Annotated in this window: 5 protein-coding genes; 1 reads left to right on the top strand and 4 read right to left on the bottom strand. The window is 58.9% G+C overall.

The genetic code is table 11. The features are described from left to right. Window positions 1-258: 258 nt before the first annotated feature. The 4 genes from JOD69_RS16900 to JOD69_RS16885 form a co-directional block, all read right to left on the bottom strand. Entirely contained in the window at window positions 259-1,098 is an 840-nt protein-coding gene (locus JOD69_RS16900; RefSeq protein ID WP_086134407.1) for an SWIM zinc finger family protein, read from the bottom strand. Window positions 1,099-1,101: 3 nt separating this feature from the next. Continuing rightward, window positions 1,102-4,182 (bottom strand): DEAD/DEAH box helicase, encoded by a 3,081-nt coding sequence (locus tag JOD69_RS16895; RefSeq protein ID WP_086134408.1) that lies wholly within the window; start codon window positions 4,180-4,182, stop codon window positions 1,102-1,104. A 406-nt stretch (window positions 4,183-4,588) separates the two neighbouring features. Beyond that, on the bottom strand, window positions 4,589-5,188 hold the full coding sequence (locus tag JOD69_RS25095) for a restriction endonuclease (RefSeq protein WP_280859647.1): 600 nt from the start codon (window positions 5,186-5,188) through the stop codon (window positions 4,589-4,591). A 602-nt stretch (window positions 5,189-5,790) separates the two neighbouring features. Next, window positions 5,791-6,528, bottom strand: a complete 738-nt coding sequence (locus JOD69_RS16885; protein WP_086134410.1) for a tetratricopeptide repeat protein — start codon at window positions 6,526-6,528, stop codon at window positions 5,791-5,793. 279 nt (window positions 6,529-6,807) lie between these two features. Here JOD69_RS16885 and JOD69_RS16880 point away from each other — a divergent pair, with 279 nt between their 5' ends. Beyond that, on the top strand, window positions 6,808-8,151 hold the full coding sequence (locus JOD69_RS16880) for a DUF2254 domain-containing protein (RefSeq protein WP_077728169.1): 1,344 nt from the start codon (window positions 6,808-6,810) through the stop codon (window positions 8,149-8,151). Window positions 8,152-8,207 lie beyond the last annotated feature (56 nt).

The raw sequence follows: 8,207 nt of genomic DNA, 5'->3' as shown, positions 1-8,207 counted from the left end.
TCACTCTGTTGCGCTTTGCCCAACGGGGGGATCAGGATGGCTTTCATGCCACCAGTGTACGCCCTTTCCGCAGAACTTTATGGGATGTACTTAGCAAACCCTTCGGGTCAAACTGCCGCTAGCCCGCTTGGCAAATGGGATCAGGCTTCCATGATTTCGCCGGCGACTTGAATGCCCCGGCTGACGAAAAAGCATATGAGGAACTTGCGTGGACGGCCGACAACATCGATGGATTTTCCCGATTGCCGGTCGCTTCGTTCACATCCAATCCTTCGCCTTTTTCCTGACCTGCTCGTAAAAGGCCTCCATCACGTCGACGAAGGACACGTCCTTGGGCCAGAACGGCGGGAAATCGCCGCCTTTTTTGACCAGAATGCCCGAAACCGGAGCGGGTTCCGGCGGTTCCACGCCGGAGGGCAGTTTTTTCGCGCCGCGCCAGTAGTCCCTGGGAACGACTGTGTCCGGCACGGTGCTGGGCAAGGGACGACTGAAGTAGGACTCCGCCGGGTACAATTCGCCCCCGTTCTCCGTCAAGGCGGTAGCTAGCGCCGCCCCCAAGGGCGTGCTCTGAAGTCGCCGGGCCAGTTCGGCGCGGGGAAGTCCCCGGAGTTCGAACAATAGAAAGGGATCGTGATCCAGCCGCGAGGCGAGCAGGTAATACAAAGCGGCAATGTGTTTGCACGGATTTTCCGGATCGGGACATGAACAGCGCGTCTTGATGTCTTTGCGGCTCCGCGGCAGGAGATCGATTTCCAGATTCTCGAACGGCTTTTCGATCTCGTCCGGCATTTCGTTGAGAAGCAAGCGGGCCAGAAATCCCGCACGACTCCCGATGAGCCGGATGGCGTTATCCCAGGCGGACGCCGGCAGGGACAGGAACTCGATGTGAATCTCATAGATGGGCTCCTCGTAAAATCCGAGGTAGGGGCTCATCCGTCCCCGCACCCGCGCCAGGACTTTGTTCTGCTCCACCCGCCATCCGAGAATGCGGTGGGTGCTGAGATACTGGCGCCCACGCATCAGCCGCTTCGGGTCGGTGAATGTTTCCATCGCTTCGATGAACCGCTGGCCCCACCAGGTCTTGCCGATCTTGCTCATGGGCTACTCCATAACGGCTTGACGATTCAGGGCGATCAGTTCCTTGAAGGCCTCGTTGTCGAGTCGCGTCAGCCAGGATTCATCATTTCCGACGATCAGCGAAGCCACCTGTTTCTTGTCTTCGATCATACGATCGATACGCTCCTCCAGCGTCCCTATGGTGATGAATTTGTGGACGAAAACATTCTTGCACTGCCCGATTCGAAAGGCGCGGTCGGTGGCTTGGTCCTCGACCGCCGGATTCCACCAGCGATCGAAGTGAAAAACGTGGTTGGCCTTGGTTAGCGTGATGCCCACCCCGCCCGCCTTCAAGGACAATATGAACACGCCGGGCTCGGTATCCGGATCCTGAAATTCGGAAATCATCCGCTCGCGCTTTGCCGGCGGCGTTCCGCCGTGCAGGTAAAATACCGGGCAGCCCAAGGCATCGCGCAAGTATTTGTACAGGCTCTCGCCGACTTCGGCGAACTGGGTGAACACCAGAGCGCTTTCGGTCTCGGCGATCACGTCGGTCAACATGTCGTGCAACCGATCGAGTTTCGGAGAACGCTCGGGCGTGAACTCGCTGCCGTCGCGCAAAAATTGGGCGGGATGGTTGCACACCTGCTTGAGCCTCATCAGTGCCGACAGCATCAAGCCCTGCCGACCGATACCTTCGGCCATCGTCAGGCGCTGCTCCACGTCCCGCACCACGGCCTCGTAGAGCGAGGCCTGCTCTTTGCAGAGATGACAGAACTGCTTGTTTTCGACCTTGTCGGGCAGGTCCTTGATGATATTGGGATCGGTTTTGACGCGGCGCAGGACGAACGGCTCGATCAGCTGTTTCAGGGTCTCGGTCTGAGCCGGATCGTTATCGCGCTGGATCGGAAGCTCGTAACGCTGGCGGAACTGGGTCTGCTTGCCCAAATAACCGGGATTCAGAAAATTGAAGATCGACCACAGGTCGAGCAGCCGATTCTCCACCGGGGTTCCGGTCAAGGCCAGGCGATGCTCCGCATTGAGCCTCAAAACCGCCTTGGTCTGGGCGGACAAGGGGTTCTTGATATTCTGGGCCTCATCGAGCACGATCCGCGCCCATCGGATCTGGGAAAACAGTTTCTCGTCCCGTCGCACTAAGGCATAGGACGTGATAACCGCATCGTGCTCCGCGCAGATCTCCCGAAAACGTCCGACATCCCGAAAACGTCCGCCGCCGTGATGGACGATGGCGCGTAGGCCGGGCGCGAAACGCTCGAGCTCTTTCTTCCAGTTGCCGATCACCGACGTGGGCACGACCAGCAAGGTCGGGGCATGCTGATTCGTCTCGACCCGCTCGTGAACCAAGCGCGCGATTACCTGCACGGTTTTCCCGAGGCCCATGTCGTCCGCCAGGCATCCGTTCAGCCCCAGGCTTTCGAGATAACAGAGCCAGGCGAGCCCGCGCCGCTGGTAATCCCGAAGCCGCGCGACCAGGCCCGGCGGATCGTCCACCGGCTGCAGCTGGCTGTGATCGCGGAGCTTCCCCAGCATTTCCAGCAACGTTCCCTGGGGATCGATCTCGAAAAGATCCGAATCCTCCGCCGTCTTCCGCATCAGTTCCGGCAGGCTCATGCCGCCGTCCTCGCTCCGGTGCTTGCGCCAGAACTCCAGCATCGTGCGCATCTTTTCCCGATCCAGCGTCAGCCACTGACCGCGGTAGCGAACCAGCGGCGTCTTGCTTTCGACCAGGCGTTCCCATTCGGCCTCGTCGATGGTCTCCGCTCCCAGCGCCAGCTCGTAGCGGTATGCGATCAGGTTCTGCAAGCCCAAATCGCGCCGAGTACCCGCATCCGAGGGGCTGCGGCGGCTGGCGTAAAGGCGGATTCTGGTACGTCGCCGCCCTTGCGGAGTCCACCAGGTGGGCACCATGACGGTAAACCCGGCATCTTCCAATACCCAGGCATCCTCTTGGAGAAACGCGAAGGCCTCTTCCAAAGCCAGATCGACCCCGGTGGGGCGCTCTTCGTCCAAGCCTTCCCACAATTTCGGATAGATGCGAGCCGCCTGGCCCAAGCCGAGCAGCAGGTTTTTCTCGAACTCCGGACCGACCGGCTTGGCGAAAGCCTGTTTCTCCTCGGCGCGCAGCCCCCAGTATTCGGCCAAAGGCAGGCGCAGGGCGGGATCGCGGCGCGGCGAGAGGAGAATTTCCAATCGCCAGGCATCGTCCTCGGAGACTGCTTCCTGCAAGCGGAACACCAACTCCAGGTCCGCTTCCTCGCGGCGCCCGAGCAGATTGCGCCGCCAGCCGAGCCATTGCCTGTAGAGCTCGATACCCTCGTCGGTTTTCCACGGATGCCCGGCCGGCGCGCCGTTGCGGCAGGCATTCAACAGCGTGCCCTCGATCTTGCGGCCCAACTTGGTGGCAGACGCCGCCTGGACGATAGTGCGATGCACCAGGACATCGGCGCAATGCTTGAGCAGACTGGCGCTCTCGTAAAAAAAACCGCCGGCCGACGCACAAACCGGAGGCATCCGCTCGACGGCCTCCCGAATCAGGCGTTCATAACTGTCGGAAACGATTTCCCAGCCGGCGTAGATTTCATAGCCTTCGGGCGGCATGGTTCGATAGAGCAGCGCCGGGATATAGCGATCCTTCACGATCACCGACTTCAGCGACTGCGTGAAGTAATGCCAAAATAGCAGATCGATGCCCGCCTTGGTCTGCGAGGTCCGGTAAGCCGACAGAAAACGCAACTCGCCGAGCTGTTTGAAAGGGTGGGCCAGGCGATAGCCGTCCACTTCCCAGCCCGTCAAAGCCGCTTCGATGGGCTCTTCGTCCACTCCGCTTTCCAACTCTAGGCCCGGCAGCGGCCGACCGTCGACCGTCGGCAAAAGGACCGTCTGCGGCGCGAAATGAAACCGGCGTTCATAAGGTGAAACGTCCAGCCCGAGTTCGCCTTCGAGAAAAGCCACCAGCTCCGCTTTGGTGAGGTGCCGAGGATGACGGTTCGCGGCTCCAGAGACGTCGGCGGGTTCGCCGTCATGCTCTATCCAAAGCCAAAAATCGCCCGGCTGGACGAACTCGTCGGTACACTCGGGAATCCATGTGCAGTGCAGGACTTTCATGTCGCGTATGTTGCAAGCCGAAAATCGGCTATTGTACCCAGCCGGAGCGGGTTTGCGCCGATCTGTTAATTATTTGTTACATCCGCGGTCAACCCGCATCAGCCCGGCCTAACAATAAACCATCATGTCCGATCGAGCGCAACGCTTATTCATCGGAGCAATCGGTCGATGGCAAGGTGTCGGTTGCCGTCAGTATTGCCGGTACACGAGGAAGCGTGACGATCGAATCGGAGGCTTTAGGCCTCAGGTCGGTGAGGGAAACGAAGCGGCGGCGATTCAAACCACCTTGCGTAGGATGTGCTGAACGAAGTGAAGCGCATCAATCGCGAACGGCCCTGTAATTGGCCCGTGCTTTGGTCAGCGCATCCTATGGTCCTGTGAATCCTTACCGCTTGGGCATGACGAATTAGGTCGATTCTTCATCGAAGTAGTCGCTATCAAGCTTTGGCACCTTGACGGTGCGGGATGAAACCCCGACTTCATAATCCATCATCAACTCTGCAAGCCGCGCTCCGTCGACTAAAACGATGCGCTCAACCGACCTTGCAAACTCTACTGCTTGCGTTGTGTAGGATGAAGTTGTAATAAATACGCCTTTATTAGCGCGTTGCCCAGCGAGCGCACCATAAAAGGCCTGAACTTCCGGGCGACCAACCGCTTGCTGCCAACGCTTCGCCTGAACATAAACCTTCTCCAATCCGAGCTTGTCTAGCGAAATGATCCCATCGATTCCACCGTCGCCGGAGCCCCCAACCCGTTGAAGATCTGCTCGGCTCGCGCCGTATCCCATGCGATGTAGAAGATCAAGGACAATGGTTTCAAAGAATTTCGGAGAAACAACGGAAAGCGATTCGAGCAGTTCCGCTGCGACTGAGCGACGAAGCTCGGCGATCGCCTCGCCGAGACGGTCGTCAGGGCTAGCTACGGCCGAGATCGAAGACGTGGTGGTCTGCCCTGAAGGGCTAAGTGCGTCTGAACCCAGAGGCTGGCGAAGTCTAACGTCCATAAACCCAATCGCAAGTTTCTCAACTTCCTCGGGAGGTAATGGGGTGGGATGACTCGCAGCGTATGCCATCCCGTCGGCAGTTAGCCGCCAGTAGCCACGGCGAGGGCTACTGGAAAGCCCTGCTCTTTTCAGCCTGTCGTGAGCCCACCCTGCGCGGTTCTTATAAACTGGCTGCGTTCCGCTTGGCAGCAGTTCCTGCTTGTCGCTTTCCGAAATGGCGAGTGCGCTAGCTGCAGATTCATGAGCCTCTCGTGCAGGCGCCCCATTTGGCCGTAAGGCTAAAAATCGAAGTATTGGTTCGATAAACTTGTCGTAAGTTGGAACTGCCATTTTTGTTTTGTTTTCTTCATTGATGCTATTAGCTAACTACTAACTACTCTAAGTGCCGGAGAACTTTACTCCGCCCTGAGATGTATAACTTAGTAAACCGCTGGCGAAAAACCTTGCAAGCGAAGCGATTAAGCCGTTCAAGACCCCAATAGTTCAAGTAGGTGCTGAACGAAGTGAAGCGCATCAATCGCGAACGATGCGCTTCCTTCGTCAGCACATCCTATGACCCTGAGGCACGAAGCGCATCGTTCGAGCCTTCAAACCGGACTGACCTACGCCACCTCCCGCTTCGCGATATCCACCCACTCCTTGTTCAACCGGTGGCTGTGCCTGGATGCGATCTTTGCGTCCTTGAGGATGTCCTCGAACAGCGCCCGCGCCTCCGATGTTTTTCCCATGCGTTTCAGCAGCAGGGCATGGCGGCATTTGGCTTCGGCGCCTGCGGAATATTTAGCCAGTGCCCGGTATTCGTCCAAGGCCCGATCCAGTTCGCCGAGCGCTTCGAGCGAGCGGGCGTAAAGCAGATGCGCCTCCTGGTTTTCGAATTCCGGATTAGCCCCGAACAGCATTTCGAGCGTTTCCCGCGCCCGTCCGAAATTGTTCGCTTCCACCAGCGCCTTGGCCAGGCCAAGCAAGAGGTCGGGATCGGCGCGGTACATCCCGGTGAGGGAGCTCTCGTAAAGTTCGATGGCTTCGTCGAGCATGCCATGCCTGAGATATTCGTGTGCCAGTGCGCTCCGGTTGCCTATGGTGTCCGAGACCTCCAATGCTTCGCGGCGTTTTCGGAGCTCCTTTTGTGGATCGAGCGTTCTCAGCAGGGCCTTGGAACCCTGCCGGGCGGTGCGGCTTTGGATCACTTCGGGCAGCAGCACCATCACCGAATAAAGAATGCAGCCGAGCAAGGGCAGGAAGATAATTAGAAATACCCAGAAAATCGGATGGCCGTGGCGGATCGCGTGAACGGCGAATCCGATCTGGATGAGCAACATGAAGATTCCGGCAATTTCCATCAGATGTCTCGTTTATTGTTGTTCAGCAAGGAATTGGACCCGGCGAGCAAGTCCACTCGATGGACAGGAAACGGCGCGCTTGGTTCGCGCGATCTTCGGAAGGATCGTTTATTGGCGGTCGATCCGGCGCTTATCGAGCTCCTTGCGATGAAGACAAGGACAAAAGTCTGATCGTACCATGTATGGGATACAACGAAACCGGGACGTATCGATGCATCCGATGAAGCGCTTGCCAGACCGTTACGGAATCGCGGGCGCTCCCGCGCGGTCCAAACAACCATGAAACTTCGCCTGGTCCAGCTCTGGGAGACGCTCCGCTCGAGCTACTGGTTCGTCCCCGCCTTGATGTCGGTTACGGCCGCGATCCTGGCGGTCTTGCTGTTTCTGGTCGATCAGGAGGCCCGCGAGCGATATCTGCCGTTTCTCTCCGATCTTTACGTGATGGACGCACCGGGGGCTCAAGCGATTTTGTCCACGTTGGCGTCCTCGGCGATCACGGTGGCGGGGGTGGTGTTTTCCATCGCCATGCTGGTGCTCTCCAACGCCTCGTCGCAATTCGGCCCGCGCCTGCTGCCGAACTTCATGCGGCAAGGGGGTACGCAGATCGTTTTCGGCGGGTTCATCGCGACCTTCATCTACGCCATTTTGGTGCTGACCCGAGTCCGTTCGACCGATGACGGGGCGGAAATTCCCCATCTTTCGGTCAGCGTCGCTCTGGTGCTCGGGGTGCTCAGTTTCGGGCTGCTGATCTATTTCATCCACCGGGTCGCCACATTCATACAGGCGCCGAACATCGTCGAGAATGTCGGCGCACGCTTGATCGAGACTTTCGGCAACTTGTTTCCGGAAGCTTCCGATCCCGGCGGGCGGAATAATCCCGCGGACGAGGAGCGGCAACTGCCGACCGATTTTGCGGAGCACGCCTCCGGCATTCCGGCGCCCGGCAACGGCTACCTGGACGCCATCGAACTGGAGCGGATTCGGGACATTGCCGAGCGGCACAATCTGCTCGTGCATCTGCTCAAACGGCCGGGCCAGTTCATCATCGAAGGCCATGTGCTGGCTTTGGCTTCGCCGCGCGAAGCGGTAACGGAGGCGATCGTCGAAGAGATCGGAGAATGCTTTCTTTTAGGACCTCAGCGCACGTTGATCCAGGATGCCGAGTTTGCCGTCGACCAGTTGGTGGAAGTGGCGGTCCGCGCTCTTTCGCCCGGCATCAACGATCCCTTCACCGCCGTCAACTGTATCGATTGGCTGGGAGCGGCGCTGTCGTTTCTCGCCGGCCGGAAGCTGACTTCCCCGCTCTGCCGCGGTGCAGACGGGCGCATCTGCGTCGTGACCGATCCTTACACCTACGAAGGCATCCTCGATGCAGCGTTCAATCAGTTGCGCCAGCACGCCAGGAAGAACGAGGCCGTGGCGATTCGCCTCCTGGACATGATCGCCGTTCTGGCCGAGGCCGAACTGCCCGAGCCTTATCGTAACGCTCTGGCACGGCACGCGCGCTTGATCTATAAGGACACGCTGACCAATCTGCCGGACGCCAGCGACCGCGCCGATCTGGAAGAACGCTATGGGAAAGTGCTGCAAACGCTTCCGGACTCCGGTTCGCAGGCGAACTGAGGCAAGAACGGTGGACTCCTTTACCGCTGGTTTCGTCGAGCCGTCGATGGCCATCG

This window comes from Methylocaldum sp. RMAD-M, assembly GCF_017832375.1.
In the GTDB taxonomy this organism is placed as follows: domain Bacteria; phylum Pseudomonadota; class Gammaproteobacteria; order Methylococcales; family Methylococcaceae; genus Methylocaldum.
This window is presented reverse-complemented; position numbering and strand designations above follow the sequence as displayed.